The 15,326-nt window shown below is 74.3% G+C and carries 14 protein-coding genes; 9 read left to right on the top strand and 5 right to left on the bottom strand.

The features are described 5' to 3' along the window. Positions 1 to 90: 90 nt before the first annotated feature. A complete protein-coding gene (locus tag AC5L34_RS06305) occupies positions 91 to 2,721 on the top strand; it encodes an ATP-binding protein (RefSeq protein WP_441173852.1) in 2,631 nt (876 codons plus the stop codon). A 263-nt stretch (positions 2,722 to 2,984) separates the two neighbouring features. Here the strand turns inward: AC5L34_RS06305 and AC5L34_RS06300 are convergent, their stop codons facing one another. Beyond that, complete coding sequence (locus AC5L34_RS06300) at positions 2,985 to 3,494, bottom strand: MarR family winged helix-turn-helix transcriptional regulator (protein WP_441173851.1); 510 nt, start codon at positions 3,492 to 3,494, stop codon at positions 2,985 to 2,987. 104 nt (positions 3,495 to 3,598) lie between these two features. Here AC5L34_RS06300 and AC5L34_RS06295 point away from each other — a divergent pair, with 104 nt between their 5' ends. Both AC5L34_RS06295 and AC5L34_RS06290 read left to right on the top strand, forming a co-directional pair. Beyond that, complete coding sequence (locus AC5L34_RS06295; RefSeq protein WP_101413495.1) at positions 3,599 to 4,180, top strand: YceI family protein; 582 nt, start codon at positions 3,599 to 3,601, stop codon at positions 4,178 to 4,180. 451 nt (positions 4,181 to 4,631) lie between these two features. Next, the gene (locus tag AC5L34_RS06290) at positions 4,632 to 6,110 is read left to right on the top strand and encodes a glutamate-cysteine ligase family protein (RefSeq protein ID WP_101413496.1); all 1,479 of its coding nucleotides are present in this window, start codon (positions 4,632 to 4,634) and stop codon (positions 6,108 to 6,110) included. Between the two features lie 118 nt (positions 6,111 to 6,228). Here AC5L34_RS06290 and AC5L34_RS06285 read toward each other — a convergent pair whose 3' ends face one another. Then, complete coding sequence (locus AC5L34_RS06285; protein WP_494824060.1) at positions 6,229 to 7,659, bottom strand: hypothetical protein; 1,431 nt, start codon at positions 7,657 to 7,659, stop codon at positions 6,229 to 6,231. A gap of 124 nt (positions 7,660 to 7,783) precedes the next feature. On the opposite strand from AC5L34_RS06285, the gene AC5L34_RS06280 reads away from it, so the two are divergent. Both AC5L34_RS06280 and AC5L34_RS06275 read left to right on the top strand, forming a co-directional pair. After that, positions 7,784 to 8,458 (top strand): PASTA domain-containing protein, encoded by a 675-nt coding sequence (locus tag AC5L34_RS06280; protein ID WP_441173848.1) that lies wholly within the window; start codon positions 7,784 to 7,786, stop codon positions 8,456 to 8,458. 173 nt (positions 8,459 to 8,631) lie between these two features. Further along, positions 8,632 to 9,423 (top strand): PASTA domain-containing protein, encoded by a 792-nt coding sequence (locus AC5L34_RS06275; protein WP_441173847.1) that lies wholly within the window; start codon positions 8,632 to 8,634, stop codon positions 9,421 to 9,423. 33 nt (positions 9,424 to 9,456) lie between these two features. On the opposite strand, the gene AC5L34_RS06270 is transcribed toward AC5L34_RS06275, so the two are convergent. Beyond that, positions 9,457 to 9,909 (bottom strand): hypothetical protein, encoded by a 453-nt coding sequence (locus AC5L34_RS06270; protein WP_441173846.1) that lies wholly within the window; start codon positions 9,907 to 9,909, stop codon positions 9,457 to 9,459. A 99-nt stretch (positions 9,910 to 10,008) separates the two neighbouring features. Continuing rightward, positions 10,009 to 10,296 carry a hypothetical protein gene (locus AC5L34_RS06265; RefSeq protein WP_441173845.1) on the bottom strand — a complete coding sequence of 96 codons (288 nt, stop codon included), beginning with the start codon at positions 10,294 to 10,296 and terminating at the stop codon, positions 10,009 to 10,011. A 676-nt stretch (positions 10,297 to 10,972) separates the two neighbouring features. Between AC5L34_RS06265 and AC5L34_RS06260 the strand changes: the two genes are divergently transcribed. From AC5L34_RS06260 to AC5L34_RS06250, 3 genes are all read left to right on the top strand, one after another. Continuing rightward, complete coding sequence (locus AC5L34_RS06260) at positions 10,973 to 11,854, top strand: helix-turn-helix domain-containing protein (RefSeq protein ID WP_101413499.1); 882 nt, start codon at positions 10,973 to 10,975, stop codon at positions 11,852 to 11,854. Beyond that, positions 11,824 to 12,045 carry a DUF397 domain-containing protein gene (locus tag AC5L34_RS06255; RefSeq protein WP_089002739.1) on the top strand — a complete coding sequence of 74 codons (222 nt, stop codon included), beginning with the start codon at positions 11,824 to 11,826 and terminating at the stop codon, positions 12,043 to 12,045. Before AC5L34_RS06260 ends, AC5L34_RS06255 begins: the two co-directional genes overlap by 31 nt. Before the next feature lie 193 nt (positions 12,046 to 12,238). Beyond that, positions 12,239 to 12,646, top strand: coding sequence for a hypothetical protein (locus tag AC5L34_RS06250; RefSeq protein ID WP_441173844.1), 408 nt, complete (start codon positions 12,239 to 12,241; stop codon positions 12,644 to 12,646). Here AC5L34_RS06250 and AC5L34_RS06245 read toward each other — a convergent pair. Continuing rightward, complete coding sequence (locus tag AC5L34_RS06245) at positions 12,614 to 13,213, bottom strand: hypothetical protein (RefSeq protein WP_441173843.1); 600 nt, start codon at positions 13,211 to 13,213, stop codon at positions 12,614 to 12,616. The genes AC5L34_RS06250 and AC5L34_RS06245 overlap by 33 nt on opposite strands. A gap of 217 nt (positions 13,214 to 13,430) precedes the next feature. Between AC5L34_RS06245 and AC5L34_RS06240 the strand changes: the two genes are divergently transcribed. Continuing rightward, positions 13,431 to 15,293 (top strand): S8 family peptidase, encoded by a 1,863-nt coding sequence (locus tag AC5L34_RS06240; protein WP_441173842.1) that lies wholly within the window; start codon positions 13,431 to 13,433, stop codon positions 15,291 to 15,293. Positions 15,294 to 15,326: the final 33 nt, after the last annotated feature.

The following is a 15,326-nucleotide window of genomic DNA, read 5'->3' as shown; positions in this document are numbered from 1 at the left end:
TCCGGGCCCCTGTCGGATTTCCGCACCGGTGCGTCGGCAGGGCGACGATCGTCTGCCGCCGGTCGTACCCCGTCCGTACCCTTCCTGGTCATGACTCCGGATCATGATCGTTCGCCGCAACCGGGCGGTCGGACCGGGCTGTCTGCACTGCTGCGCGGGCACCGGCTCGCCGCCGGCCTGACCCAGGCCGAGCTGGCGAGCCGGGCCGGCGTCGGCGTCCGGACCGTCCGCGACCTCGAACGGGGCCACTCGTCCCGGCCACAGCGCACCACCGTCGAACTGCTCGCCAACGCGCTGGAGCTGGCCGGAGCCGCCCGGTCGGCGTTCCTGGCCGCCGCCCGGGGGCCGGTGCCGGCCGCCGGGCCGGTCACCCCCGGAGGCGCCCCGCCGGCCCGCGTCGACCTCGACCACCACGCCGGTACGCCAGCCACGCTCCCGCCCCCGGTCGCGCTGGTCGGCCGCGACCGGGACCTGGCCGAGCTGGCCGGGCTGTTCACCGACGGGCACGGGCCCCGGCTGGTCAGCCTGGTCGGGCTGGCCGGCGTGGGCAAGACCGCGCTGGCCCTGTCGGTGGCCCACGCGGTCGCCGGCGACCATCCCGGCGGCGCGGCCGGGGTGCTCATCGGCGAGGGCTCGGACGCCGCCGACGTCCTCTCCGCCTCGGTCGCCGTCTTCGGCGTCGCCCGGCTGTGCGAGCTGACCGCCCGCCTCGACGGCCGAGCGGCGCTGCTGCTCGTCGACGCGGCCGAGCGGGCCCCCGACGCGGTCGCCGAGACGGTGCACCGCCTCACCGGGGCGGTGCCGTCGCTGCGGGTGCTGGTCACCGGCCGGCACCCGGTCGGCCTGCCCGGGGAGCGGGTGTGGCCGGTCGCCCCCCTCGACGTACCGCCGCCGGGCAGCGAGCGGAAAGGGCCGTTGGCGCTGGGCGACTACCCCGCCGTGGCCCTCTTCATCGCCCGCCTCACCCAGGTGCGCCGCGAGCCGCCCGGTCCCGCGGAGCTGCCCGCCCTCGCCGCCCTCGTACGCCGACTCGGCGGGCTCCCGCTCGCCATCGAGCTGATGGCGGCCCGGGGCCGGATCCTCGACCTCAACGAGCTGCTCGACCGGTACGGCGACCGCGTCCTCGACCTGGCCACCTCGTCCGGGGCGGCCGAGCGGCCGGGCTGGGACACGAGGGATCCGGGCCGCCCGGAGAGCCCCCGGGCGGCGGTGGCGGAGACGCTGCGGGACGCGGTGGCCGTCAGCTACCGCCTCCTCGCCCCGGACGAGCGGGCCGCGTTGCGCCGGCTCGCCGCGTTCGGCAACCGCTGGTCGGTCGCGCTGGCCGAGGAGATGCTCGCCGACCCCGCCGACACCGACGGGACGGTGGTCGTGGACCCGGTGCCGCTGCTCGACCGGCTCGTCGAACTCGGCCTGCTGAGCGTCCGGGGCAGCGGGCCGTTCCGGTTCCGCCTGCTCGACGCCGTACGCGACTTCGCCGCGGAGCAGGCGACCGGCGCCGGCGAGTTGACCGCGATCCGGCGCCGGCACGCGCAGGTCGTCGCCCGGCTGGTGGCGCGGACCGCACCGGAGCTGGTCGGCGCCGACCTGCCGGCGGCGGTGCACCGCCTGGACGAGGTGAGCGGCGACATCAGTTCCGCCCTGGCGCACGCCGCCGTCGACGACCCGCTGACCGCGTTGCGGCTGGCGGCGGCGCTGTCGCGCTGGTGGCGGTTCCGGGGGCGCGACGTGCCGGGCCGGCAGTGGCTGCGGCGCCTGCTGGCGGATCCGCGTACGGCCGATGTCGACCCGGTGCTGCGGGCGTGGGCGTCGCTCGGGGTGGCCCGGCTCGCGGCCGAGCACGGCGCCGGGGCCGAGGAGCTGCCGGCGGCGCGGGAGGCGCTGGCCGCGTTCCGGGAAGCCGGCGACGTCTCGGGCGAGCTGGAGGCGCGTACGGTGCTCTGCGCCCTCCTGATCGCCCTCGGCGAGTACGGGGAGGCGCGCACGCAGGCCGAGACGGTGCTCACGCTGGCCGTCCGGCACGGGCGGGTCCGGGACATGGCGGTGGCGCAGAACAACCTGGCCTGGCACGACATCCGGGTCGCCGACCTGGCGGCTGCCCGGCGCCGGCTGGCCACGGTCGACCGGCTCGCGGCGCAGAGCGGTGAACAGCGGTTGCGCGTCCTCGCCCGGGCCAACCTGGCCGAGGTGTCCCGCCTGGAGGGCCGGTACGCCGACGCCGTCGACCAGGGGCGGCGGGTGGTGGCGGCGCTGGCGGACCTCGGCGATCCCGGCCACCGCCGTCGGGTGCTCGGCACGGTGGGGCTGGCACTGGCCCGTGCCGGCCGTTCCGCCGAGGCCGTCGCGGTGCTGGCCGAGCTGCGCCCGCCCCCGGGGCCGCCCGCGCCGCGCCTCGGGGAGGCCTGGCCGTCGGGGCGCCTTCCGGGCGTGACGCCGGGGGTGCGACCCGAGGACGGGATCTGCGCGTTGATCGAGGGGAACCTGGCCCTGCACCGGGGCGATCGTGAGCTGGCGGCGGAGTGGTTCGCGGCCGCCGCGGCGGCGGGCGCTGGCGGTCAGGACCGGCGGGACGTGGTGGAGGCGCTGGTGGGCCTGGCCGCCAGCTCGGGCGATCCCGCGGTCATGGACCACCTGGAGCGGGCCTGCCGGCAGAGCGGCGTACGGCTGCTGCCGCACGAGGAGGAGCTGCTGCGCGCGTCGACCGCTAGCCGGAACGGATAGCGCGGAGAAGGCGGGCCGCGGCGGTGGCGGCCGGGTCGGCGAAGGGGCTGGTCAGCGGACCGGACCGGGGGTGGCGCGGACGACGGAGCCCCTCTTGCTACCCCTCGCTCGTCGTCCGCGCCGTCACCCCCCGGTGCGTCCCCACTGCCCGAAGACTAGCCACCGCCCGCACGCGGCCTCGTCCGGTTTGATCGTCTATCGGCGCGTGGGTGCGGCAGTTCTGCCGCTCTTTCTGCCGGTGCCGAGTGGGCCTCGGGGACGGGTCAGGACGGGGTGCCGTTTTCGTCCTGATCGGCGACGAATCCGGTGCTTCCGGCGGTGGCGCCGGGGTGCACCGCGTCGCGGACCCGGCGCAGCCCGTCGAGCAGGGCGCCCAGCGCCGCCGGGTCGAGTTGGCCGGTGAACCACTGCTCGATGATCCGCAGATGCCCGGGCAGGGTCTCGTCGAGTCGTTGCAGGCCGGAGCCCGTGACCACGGCGAACGAGCTGCGCCGGTCGGAGGGGCACGCGCGGCGGGTGAGCAGCCCGTCGCGTTCCATCCGGTCCACCACGCGGGTGACGCCGCTGGTCGACAGCGAGGTCTGCGCGGCCAGGTCGGTCATCCGCAACTGGTTGCCGGGTGAGCGGGCGAGTCTGGTCAGTACCTCGAACTCGACCGGTGAGAGGCCGTGCTCCTCGAACTGGGCGGCGAACCGGGCCGAGAGCCCGGCGTGCGCCTCGACGAGCAGGCCGACGGCGGTGATCCGGGGGTCGTCGAACACGTTCTGGTCCACCCGTCCATCGTAGCAGTACTTGACACCGGGAATGTTGTTATGCCTATAGTTGCTGTGGCAGTCGTTGGGCTACTAAACCAATTTCCCCACGGAGGGCAGTTTCCATGACCAGCAGCACCGCACCGGTCACCCGCGACTGGGACGGCCTCACGATCCCGACCGCCGGCACCTACCTGCTGGACGCGGCACACAAGCGCGTGGGCTTCGTCGCCCGGCACATGATGGTCAGCAAGGTGCGCGGTGAGTTCGCCGATGCGAGCGCCACCATCACCGTCGCCGAGGACCCGATGCAGTCGGCGGTGAGCGCCACCATCCAGGCGGCCACCATCAACACCAACCAGGCCGACCGCGACACGCACCTGCGCAGCCCCGAGTTCCTCGACGTCGAGAGCTTCCCGACCCTGGAGTTCCGCAGCACGGGCGTGAAGTCCCGCGACGGCAACGAGTTCGTCCTCTCCGGCGAGCTGACCATCAAGGGCGTCACCCGCCCGGTCGACCTCGAAGTCGAGTTCGAGGGCGTCGGCCGCAGCCCGTTCGGGCAGGACATCTTCGGCTTCTCCGCCACCACCGAGATCGACCGCGAGGACTTCGGCCTGACCTGGAACGTCGCCCTGGAGACCGGGGGCGTGCTGGTCGGCAAGAAGATCAAGATCGAGATCGAGGGCGAGGCCGTCCGCCAGGCCTGATCCGTCGTACCGCTTCCGGGCCCGCGCCGCACCACGGCGCGGGCCCGACGCGTGTACGCGGGGTGCGGGCCTGGGCGTTGACGCGAAGCGCGGGCCCGACGCGTGTACGCGGGGTGCGGGCCTGGGCGTTGACGCGAAGCGCGGGCGTGACGCGTGTACGCGGGGTGCGAGCCCGGCAGCGGCACCGCGAAGCGCGGGCCGATGCGGGGTGCGGAGCGCCGGGCGGGTGTAATTTGTCACGACTCATTCGCGGTCCGGCCCGGTGCCGGCGGCACCGGCTGGGTAGAGATGCGGCCGGGAGCGCGTCCGCCGACCGGAACAGGGTCGTCCCGGCCGTGGGATCGCCGGGACCTCCTCTGGTCCCGACGATGCCGACACTCCTAACGTGGAGGGTTCACCACGCGCTGACCGGGCCGGCACGGCCCGACTGCGCCTCGCGCCGGGAGGAAACATGGGCAGGGACGTCGAGCAGGGCGCCTTCTCCCGGGAGGACCGGGTCCGCTACCGACAGAAGGTCCGGCGTTGCCTGGACGTCTTCGCCCTGATGCTGGACGACTTCGGCTTCGACGCCGACCGCCCGATGACCGGGCTGGAGATCGAGCTGAACCTGGTCGACTCGGCGGCTGAGCCCGCGATGCGCAACGACCAGATCCTCGCCGACATCGCCGATCCGCTCTTCCAGACCGAGTTGGGCCAGTTCAACCTCGAGCTGAACGCGCCGCCCCGGCTGATCGAGGGGAACGGGTTCGCCGACTACGAGCAGGACCTGCGCGGCAGCCTCTCGCGCGCCGACGAGCGGGCCGCCAAGTCGGACGCGAAGATCGTCCTGGTCGGCATCCTGCCCACTCTCACCGAGCGCCACCTGGTCGAGGACAACCTCTCCACCAACGAGCGGTACCGGGTGCTCAACGACCAGATCGTCGGCGCCCGGGGCGAGGACATCGAACTCGACATCCGGGGCGTCGAACGCCTCCAGACCCATACCGACTCGATCGCCCCCGAGGCGGCCTGCACCAGTCTCCAGTTCCACCTCCAAGTCGCCCCGGACAGCTTCGCCGACTACTGGAACGCCTCCCAGGCCATCGCGGGCGTGCAGGTGGCCGTCGGGGCCAACTCGCCGTTCCTCTACGGGCGGCAACTCTGGGCGGAGACCCGCATCGCCCTGTTCGAGCAGGCCACCGACACCCGGCCGGACGAGCTGAAGGCGCAGGGCGTACGCCCCCGGGTCTGGTTCGGCGAACGCTGGATCACCTCGATCTTCGACCTCTTCGAGGAGAACGTCCGCTACTTCCCGCCGCTGCTGCCGATCTGCGAGGACGAGGACCCGGTCGAGGTCCTGCACGGCGGCGGCGTACCGGTCCTGGGCGAGCTGCGCCTGCACAACGGCACCGTCTACCGGTGGAACCGGCCGGTCTACGACATCATGAACGGCCGCCCGCACCTGCGCGTGGAGAACCGGGTCCTGCCGGCCGGCCCGACCGTGGTCGACATGCTGGCCAACGCGGCCTTCTACTTCGGGTTGGCGCGGGGGCTGGCGGAGGCGGAACGACCCATCTGGAGCCAGCTCACCTTCAGCTCCGCCGAGGAGAACTTCCACGCCGCCGCCCGGCGCGGCATGGACGCCGTCCTGCACTGGCCCCGCCTCGGCGAGGTGCCGGTGACCAAGCTGGTCCTGGACGTCCTGCTGCCCACGGCCGCCGCCGGGCTCGACCGGTTCGGGGTGGCCCCGGCCGAACGCGACCGGCTGCTCGGCATCATCGAGCAGCGTTGCCGTACGGGCCGCAACGGCGCGGTCTGGCAGACCGAGGCGGTGTGGGCGGCCGAGCGGCACCGGGGCATGGACCGGGACGCCGCCCTGCACCACATGGTGCAGCGCTACGCCGAACTGCAACGTGGCAACGAACCCGTGCACACCTGGCCCGTCGACTGACCCGGGCCGGTCCGGCGCTCGGCTCCCACCCGGGACCGTTGTGCCGGGCGGCGCTCACCCGGGCCGGGCATGCGCTCACCCGGGCCGTCGGTGGCCGGCGCCTGAGCCGGGCCGGCGCTCAGCGCGTGCGGCGACCGGAACGAGGGCGACGGCTGGTGGCCTGCGGTTCCGTCGGCTCGTCGGCCCCCGGCTCGGCCGGCTCTCCGGCGGGCGCCGACGCCGGCGTGCCGGCGGACGGGGTGGCCGGCTCTCCGGTCGAGGTGCCGGACGTGGCCGCGAAGCTGGCGGCGGGAGCCGGCACCGGTCCCCGGTCGGCGGGGAGGCCCGTGGGCGTCCCCCCGCCCGCCGCGACGGCGTCCCGGCTCGGCGCGGTGCCGCCCGCCGCCGCGACAGAGCCGGAGCCGCCCGCCGCCGCGACAGAGCCGGACCCGCCCGGCGCCGCGACAGAGCCGGAGCCGGGCGCTGCCGCGACGGTGTCGGTGCCGCCCGGCGTGGCGGCGGTGTCTACGGTCGGTGGGGTGTGCCGCCCCGACGACGGGTCGCCGGCACCAGGACCGTCCGGACGGGCCGGGTCACTCTGCTGGTCGGCGGGTTCGCCGGCGCGTTGGCGGGGCACCCGCACCGGTCCCCGGGCCGCGGCCCGTCGGGCGGCCCGCTGAGCGAGGCCGGTGACCAGGACGGCACCGCCGACCCCGATGATCACCGCGTACGGCGCGATCAGGTGGGCCGACACCTGCTCCGGGCTGATCGCGGTCAGCCTCGGCACCGCCAGGAAGTACGCGGTCGCGACGAGCAGCGGCCCGGCCGCACCCGAGGCGGCCGCCCCGACCCGACGGTCGGGGTCGCGGGCGTCCCGGCGGGCGGCGAGGGCACCGATCACCAGCGCGGAGCCGAGGGACAGCAGCGCGCCGGGCCAGTAGAAGTAGTCGCGGATCCAGTAGCGCCCGTCGTCGGGACCGAGCTGCCAGATCCCGAGCTGGGCACTGGTGAGGCCGCGCCCGGCCAGTACACCGTCCACGACGGCGATCACGGCGAGCAGCCAGAGCCAGCCGACCGTGGCGATGACGTTGGTCGCGGCGGCCCGCGAGCGCAGCGCCCAGACCGCCGTCAGCACGCCGACCAGCACGCCGACGGCCGCGTACGCCGCCGCGACGTTGCGGGGCGAGCCGGTGTCGGCCACCGCCACCGCCTCGCGGGCCGGTACGGCCACCAGCAGCACGGTGATCAGCGCGCCCACCCCGGCGGCCACGGCGAGCGCGGCGGAGCCGAGGGCGCCGCCGCCCGGTCCGGCCGGAGCCGGATCGGCGTCCGGTGCCGGGGCGCGGTCTCGCAGCCGCTGCGCGCAGACCGCGCCGAACACCGTCGAGGTGGCCGCGATCCAGGTGGCCCAGATCAGGCCCGCCACCCAGGCGGTCGCGCCGGCGTTCGCGTCCGCCGGCGCCCAGTTGATGATGCCCAGCCCGTAGCCGAAGCCCAGTTGGGCCGCGCCCGCGCCGGCAGCGACGCCGACCGCGGTCGCGATCGATCCTCCCCAGCCCCGTCTGGCCATGCGGGGGAGCGTAACGTCCCGAGGTCGGCGCGGCGAGTCGTGACGGTCCAACAGGATGGACCGCGATGACGCCGACGCCGGCGCGGACGGGTACGGTCGCCGGTGATCGAGGCGGGGTGGGCGGATGACGGACGGCGACACGGGCGAGCGGAACGACGCCGCAGCGGACCGGTCGGCGGTGCTGCTCAGGGGCGGTCTGGCGGTCGTGCTGCTGGCCGCCGTCGGCGCGACCGGCGGCTGGCTGCTGGCCGGCGAGGACGAGCCACCGGCGACACCGCCGGCGGCGGCGGAACGCCTGCCCTCCGCCACCGGCACCCCCGGTGCCGCCCGGTCGACCCCGGGCCGGTCCGCACCAGCGGCTCCCCGCACGACCGGGCCGAGCCGCTCCGCCGGGCTGACGGTGCCGGCGGTCGTCGGCGAGGACTTCACGGACGCCCGCGACGAGCTGCGCGAGAAGCGGCTGGGCTGGCGGCTCGTCTTCGGCCGGGGCACTGGGACGACCGTGGAGCGCACCTCGCCGGAGGTGGGTACGGAGGTGCAGCCCGGGCGCACCGTGACGCTCTACGTGAGCGGTCCGGCGCCGGCCGCCACCGTGCCGGACGTGGTGGGCGACGACTGCGACGAGGCGGCGGACGAACTCGTCGACGAGGGCTTCTACCCGCAGTACCGCACGGGCAAGACGGGCAAAGTCAGCCGTCAGGATCCGGCCGGCGACGGCACGGGCCGGTGGAACGACCAGGTGTCGATCTGGTGCGGCGACGTGCCGGAGGACGACGGATCGGCCTCCCCGACACCGTGACGGCTCCGGCACGCTGATCCCGGCCGATGGCCCCGGGAACCGCTAGGTTGGCGGTCAGGGGCCCGCGCGCCCGCCCGGGCCGGGAGAGGACGTGCGATGAGCGAGCGTCAGCGAGCGAGTCATCGGCACAGTGCGGTGGTGTCTCGGGTCGGCACGCGGAGCGGAGTGCCGGCATGAGCGACGATCGCCGGGAACCGCCCGCCGGGGAACACGACGACCGGACCCGCCCGCTGCCTCCGTCGGGCGACGCCCCGACCGGGGCGGAACCCGACCGTACGCAGCCACTGCCCCGCCCCGACCGGCGTGCCGCGGATGCCGGAGACGCCAGCCGGCAGGTGCCCGTCGACGGCACCGCCCCGCTGGACCGTACGGCCGCCATGCCGCCGGAGCGGTCCGGGCCGGCGGCGTGGTCGGGCCGGGCGGAGGTGCGCCCCGCCGGTCCGGCCGACCAGCCGGAGGCCGAGTGGTACGCCGAGGACCAGGGCGCGCGGCGTTGGTGGCTGCCGATCCTGTGGGGCGTGATCGTGCTGCTGCTGGTCGGCCTGCTCGGCGTCGGGCTGTGGCTGGCCCTCCAGCCGGGCGACGACGATCCGAGCGGGCCCGAGCCGTCGCCCTCGCCGTCGGTGACCCGCGCGTCGCCGACCACCCCCGCACCGACCTCGGCCGCCCCCACCAGCGCGTCGCCCTCGGCGTCCCCGTCGCCCTCGGTGCCGGCGGAACTGCCGATGCCGCCGGTGGCGAACCTGCCGCTGGCGACGGCGCAGGCCATCCTGGACGACGTCGGGCTGGGCCACCGGGTGGAGTACGAGACGTCCGACCGTCCCGCCGGCACGGTGATCCGCAGCGAGCCGGAGGCGGGAGAGCTGGTGCCGCGGGACGAGGAGGTCACGCTGGTGGTGGCCCGCGAGGCCGCCTCGCCGACCGACGGGGTCACGCCGTCGGTCGAACCGACCGCCACCCGGTGAGCCGTTGACCGGTGGGCCCCGCTGGCCGCCGCGTCACCACATACGTCGCCTCGTGCCGACCATGCCGAGCCCGGCCAGCGAGATGGCCAGGCCGAAGATGCCGGACCAGAAGAGGGAACGGCGGACGTCGTCCGGTGCGGGACGGGCGGCCTGCGCCGCGCCGGCCTGGGCGTCGGTGGGTACGTCGGTCCCGGCGACGGCCGGCTCGGGCTCGTCGGCGGCGCCGAGCGCGTCCGGCTCCTCCGGCCCGCCCCAGGCGTACGGGGCGTCGAGGGCGTCCGGCTCGTCGTCGTCGGGATCCTCGTCCACCACGGTGATCTCCGGTGCGGGGACCGGGGTGGTCAGCCGCGTCGTGGACGAGAGGGCGGGATCACGGACCACTACCACCAGCAGGGTGGCGGCGCCGATCAGCGCCAGAAGTCCGAAGGCGTAGGCGATACGGGAGCGGTGGTGCCGCCGCGCGGCGGGCTGAAGGACCATGGCCATCCCAGGTTCGGGGTCCTGGACGCGCGGGGTGGAACGTGCCGGGGTGGGCGTACCTCATTCTATGGCGACGGCACGCCCCCCGGCTGCCGATCGCGCAGGTCAGCCCACCCGGACCGGGGTGCGGGCGACGGGCCGCCGCGGCGCGCGCACGGTGTGCGGGCGCGGCTCGGGGGCCGACCGCAGGTGGCGCAGCCCCTCCCGCTGGACGAAGATCGAGCGCCGGCTGACCGCGTCCCCCGATGCGTTCAGCTCGTAGCCTTCGAGCCAGATCCAGCCGTCGTAGGTCGGCCAGTCGAGGACCCGGATGACCCGGAACATGATGGGACTGAGGAACTGGACACTCGCCGCGCGAGTCACGTGCAGTACGTCACCGGAGCGGGGAAGCACATGGGCTCCTGGGAAGGGTCGGCCGGCGCACGGGCCGGCGGTGCGGGTCGGGGGACGTCGGTGGCCCGGTGGCGGGGTCGTGCCTCGTGGACCGGTGTCGCGGGCGGTGGTGGTCGGGCCGTACCCGCTGGTGGCGAACCGCCACCCGACCAACACCCGGCTGCTCCGGGTACCGCTCCCGCCGCCGCAGCCAACTGGCGTGCAGCGGCGAGGTCATCAACCCGGGGCAGGTCTGGTTGTCGACTGACGGGCGGCCCCACCGCCGCGCGCCCCGCGCCCCGTGGGGTCACCACGGCGGGGAAGCGGACGGAGACGGTGAGTAACCCGTGCCATACGGACAGAGTGCATCAGCGACGTGCTTCATGCAAGTTGCACGTCGACTTTTGCCGATACATGAGCGGCTCGCGCGAAGCAGCGCTTGAAGGGGTTCACGTCCGCCCGGCACACTGGGGTCCGGTTTCGCCCGTCGCGGCCGGCCGATGACCGGCACCACCCCACGCCGCGAACGACGCCCGCCGTACGACGGTCGCGCCCCTGGCGGGTGACGACAGTGGCGCACGGCGAGGCGGAGGTGGACCGGTGAGGCCTGACAGCCGGTGGTCCCGACCAGCGGGGCCGGTGATCCCGTGACCGCGACAAGTGGGCCCGACCCGCGGTCACGGACCGAGGTGGCCCCGTGAGCGAGCGGCGCAGCCCCACCATCCGACGTCGTCGCCTCGGCGCCGAACTGCGTCGGCAGCGGGAGACGGCGGGAATCACCATCGAGGCGGTCGCCGAGCAGTTGGAGTGCTCGGCGTCGAAGGTCTCGCGGATCGAGACCGGCCACACCACGGCCACCCCGCGCGACGTGCGGGACATGCTGCGGATCTACGGCGTGGTCGGTGCCGAGAGTGACGAGCTGGTGCAGATCGCCCGGGAGGCGCGGCAGAAGGGCTGGTGGCACCCCTACAGCACGGTGCTGGTCGGCGCGTACGTCGGGCTGGAGGCCGCGGCCAGCTCGATCCGGGCGTACGAGCAGCAGGTGGTGCCCGGGCTGCTGGAGACCGAGGAGTACGCGGGTGCGATGATCCGGGCCGCCCGGCCCGACTTCACGCCGGAGCAGGTGCAGCAACGGGTGCGTGTCCGTCTGGGCCGTCAGTCGTTGTTGACGCAGGATGATCCGGTCGATCTGTGGGTGGTGCTCGATGAGGCGGTGGTAAGCCGTCCGGTGGGCGGGGACGAGGTAATGCGTGACCAGCTCAAACGCCTGGTCGAGGTGGCGGAACTGCCGAACGTGACGCTCCAGATCCTGCCGTTCGCGGTGGGGGCGCACGCCGGCATGGACGGCACCTTCACGATCCTCAGCTTCCCTGAGCCCGGTGATCCGGATGTCGTGTACGCGGAGAATGCCACGGGTGGGCTCTTCCTCGAGAAGAGTGACGAACTGCAGAAGTACAGCTTCATCTTCGATCACGTCCGAGCGGCGGCCATTCGTCCGGAGGAGTCCATCGCACACATCGCGAAACTGGCAGAGGAGCCGTTGTGGAAATGGCGACCAATGGGTTCCCCGTGGACCTGACGCAGGCGACGTGGTTCAAGAGCTCGAAGAGCGGGCCGAACTGCGACAACTGCGTGGAGGTGGCATACGTGACGGGGGCGGTCGGCGTGCGGGACTCGAAGGACAAGACGGGCCCGGCCCTGGTCTTCGCTCCCGGTGACTGGCACGCCTTCGTCGCCGGCACCAGGGGCGGTGTGTTCGACAAGGGCTGACCGTGATCTGACGGGGTGCCCCCGTCCGGCTGGGAGCCGGGCGGGGGCTTCGTCGTGCCCGCGTCCGCCCGGGCCGACGAAGACGTCCCGCCGTCGGCGTCGCCACATCGGGTCCCGTGTCGTTGTACCCCTCGGTACGGCGCTGGTCGACGACCCGCCGCACGGACGGCAACCGAGCGAGGCAGGCGAGACGATGACGACGATCGGGTCAGACAACCTCACCAACGGGCCGGGCAAGCCGGAACGGTTCGGGGGCAAGTACCGGGGGGCACGCCGGGACACCGTCCTCACGGAGGTGGTGTCGACCGACGCCGAGATCGGCGCCCGGGAGGCCCCGGCCGCCCCGCCGGAGCAGGCCGGCCCGCCGCTCTCCCTGCCCTCGTTGGATCCCAACCCGCTGACGGAGCCGTCGTTCCCGCCCGGTGGCTGGTCGGTGGAGCCGGCCGAGTCGCTGGTCGACCACCCGCTCCTGCGCGGGCTGCTGATGGAGCTGCCGCCGAAGGGCAGCGTCCCGCCGCCCGGCTGGCTCGACCGGTGGTTCGAGGCCACCCGGGCGATCCTGGAGCTGCTATACGTGCAGGGGCCCGGCCGCTCGCGCTGACGCGGGCCGGGCGGGCACGGCCCGCTCGGCGAGCCGGTTGTGGCGCAGCGCGTGGCGTACGCCGATGGCGGCGACGCCCAGCACGCCCACGGTGATCGCCGGCCCGGTCACGCCGGGCCCGAACAGCAGGTCCGGGGTGCTCGCCGCGATCACCGCGGGCAGGATCGCCAGGCCGGTGACCTGCACCGGTAGCCCGATCAGCGGGTGGGCGGCGGAGGCCCGCAGGCCGTGTGGCGCCGGGGTCTCCGGCGCCGAGGAGAGCGCGCCCGCGCCCGCCCGGAGCCGGCGTACCCGACGCACCGTGCAGGCGGCGACCACGAGGGCGGGGAGCGCGGCGAGGGTGAGCCCGGCGGCCGCCCGGTCGGCGGCGGTCGCGCCGGCGCTGGAGAGCCCCGCGACCAGCACGACGGCCGTCAGCCCCAGGCCGGTCAGCGTCAGGGCGAGCACCCAGCCGGTGCGCCGTCGCAGGGCGCGGGCGTGGTCCAGCCGGGGCAGCCCGTCCGCGAGCCATCCGGCGGCGAGCCAGACGGCGGTCAGCGACAGCAGCACGGCGAGGTGACTCTCCATGACCCACAGCCTTGCCCGCTTTCGACGATCGTGAATCCGGGCAGGTCCCCGGTTCGTCCCGCAGCCGCCTCCCCTAGGGGCCATCTTCCCGATGGTATGGGGAAGTCGACATGTTTGAATTCCCGTTTATCCCCACCTACCCTCAGCTTGATCGGCATTCATCGATTCACTCGTCACGAACAGTTGGACGGTCGGTGCCGGTCGGAGGGAGTAGAAGATGGGTCTTCCACGCAGGTCCGTACTCGTCGGGGTGGCCGCGCTGGCCATGGTGGCCACCGCCACGCCGGCCATGGCCGCCGAACCGGTGGGCACGATCCGCGCCGCGGGCGGTGCCACCGCCGTGGCCGACAGCTACATCGTCGTCTTCAAGGACAGCTCGGTCGCCCGCGGTGGGGTCGATGACTCCGCGCAGCGGCTGGTCGGCCGGCACGGCGGCTCCGTCGCCCGCACCTACGGCGCCGCGTTGCGCGGCTTCGAGGTCCGGGTCGGCGCGAAGGCCGCAGCCCGCATCGCCGCGGACCCCGCCGTGGCGTACGTCGAGCAGAACCACACGGTCTCCATCAGCGGCACCCAGACCAACCCGCCCTCCTGGGGCCTCGACCGGATCGACCAGCGCGCGCTGCCGCTGAACAGCTCCTACACGTACCCGAACACGGCGAGCAACGTGCACGCCTACATCATCGACACCGGCATCCGGTTCAGCCACAGCGACTTCGGCGGCCGGGCGGTCTCCGGCTACGACGCCGTCGACGGCGGCTCGGCCGACGACTGCAACGGGCACGGCACGCACGTCGCCGGCACCGTCGGCGGTTCGGCGTACGGCGTCGCCAAGGGCGTCCAGCTGGTCGGCGTGCGGGTGCTGAACTGCCAGGGCAGCGGCACGAACGCCGGCGTCATCGCCGGTGTCGACTGGGTGACCGCCAACGCGGTCAAGCCGGCCGTGGCCAACATGAGCCTCGGCGGCGGCGCGAACACCACGCTCGACACCGCCGTACGCAACTCCATCAACTCCGGCGTGAGCTACGGCCTGGCGGCCGGCAACGACTCCGGCGGCAACGCCTGCAACACCTCGCCCGCCCGCACCGCCGAGGGCATCACCGTCGGGTCGACGACCAACACGGACGCCCGGTCGTCGTTCTCCAACATCGGCACCTGCCTGGACATCTTCGCGCCGGGCTCGTCGATCACCTCGGCGTGGCACACGAGCGACACCTCCACCAACACGATCAGCGGCACCTCGATGGCGACCCCGCACGTGGTGGGCGCGGCGGCCCTGGTGGCCAGCGCCAACCCGGCCTGGACGCCGCAGCAGGTCCGCGACTACCTGGTCAACAACGCCACCAGCAACGTGGTGACCAACCCGGGCACCGGCTCGCCCAACAAGCTGCTCTACGTCGTCAACGGCGACACCCCGCCGACCAACGACTTCTCCGTCTCGGTCTCGCCGACCTCGGGCTCGACCGCGCCGGGCGGCTCGGTGACCGCCACTGTCGCCACCGCCACCACCAACGGCTCCGCCCAGTCGGTGAGCCTGTCGGCCAGCGGCCTGCCGTCCGGGGCCACCGCCTCGTTCAGCCCGGCCACCGTCACCTCGGGCGGTTCCTCGACGCTGACCATCAGCACCTCGGCGAGCACCCCGCCCGGCACCTACTCCGTGACCGTGACGGGCACCGCGGCCTCCGGCAGCAGGACCGCGACCTACTCGCTGACGGTCACCGGCACCGGTGGCGGCGGCTGCTCCGGCACCAACGGCACCGACGTCGCGATCCCGGACACGGGTGCCACGGCCAGCAGCTCGATCGTGATCTCCGGCTGCGCCCGCAACGCCTCGTCGGCCTCCACCGTCGCGGTGAACATCGTGCACACCTACCGCGGTGACCTGGTCATCGACCTGGTCGCCCCGGACGGCTCGTCCTACCGGCTGAAGAACAGCAGCTTCTGGGACGGCGCCGACAACATCAACACCACCTACACGGCGAACCTGTCGAGCGAGGCGGCGAACGGCACCTGGCAGCTGCGGGTGCGCGACGTCTACTCGGGCGACACCGGGTACCTGAACACCTGGACCCTCACCCTCTGACGGAGTGACGAGAGGGGCCCCTTCCCACCACCT

This window comes from Micromonospora sp. ZG13 (assembly GCF_059359355.1).
This window is presented reverse-complemented; position numbering and strand designations above follow the sequence as displayed.